A 480-nucleotide genomic window follows, 5' to 3' on the forward strand; every position below is an offset into this window, starting at 1 on the left:
GACAAGCTGTTCATGGCCGCCGCCGAAACCGGTCGACGCGAAATAGCTCTTCACATCCATGCCGATGTCTTTGGGCAGCGAGGTGACCGGGACCAGGTAGCCGGAAGTCGAATCGGGATCGGCGAAACCGAGTTTCTTGCCCTTCATGTCAGCGAGTGTCTTGATGCCGGAATCCGCACGGGCGACCATAACCGAATGGTAGCCGGTCGAACCGTCGGTCTGGACCGTCGTCAGGATCGGCTGAACCGCGTCCTTGTTCTCGAGGTAGACCTTGGCGTAGGCGGAAGCGCCGAGTTCGGCATAGTCGAGCGTGCCGCCGAGCAGACCCTGGATGACGCCGTCGTAGTCGGCGGCCGGGAACAGCGAAACTTTCTCGACGCCGAGAACTTGCTTGATGTGGTCGGCGAAGCACTGGTAGTTGCGCAGACGGTCGGCTTCGTTCTCGCCGCCCAGAATGCCGACGCGGAATTCCTTCAGATC

1 protein-coding gene is annotated in these 480 nt (G+C 61.0%); it reads right to left on the reverse strand.

The window, feature by feature from the left end; translation table 11 throughout:
- A partial coding sequence (phnD, locus tag EN893_RS37460; RefSeq protein ID WP_128362333.1) for a phosphate/phosphite/phosphonate ABC transporter substrate-binding protein occupies positions 1-480 on the reverse strand: 480 nt, incomplete at both ends.

It is taken from the genome of Mesorhizobium sp. M7A.F.Ca.CA.004.04.2.1, assembly GCF_004022825.1.
Classification (GTDB): Bacteria; Pseudomonadota; Alphaproteobacteria; order Rhizobiales; family Rhizobiaceae; genus Mesorhizobium.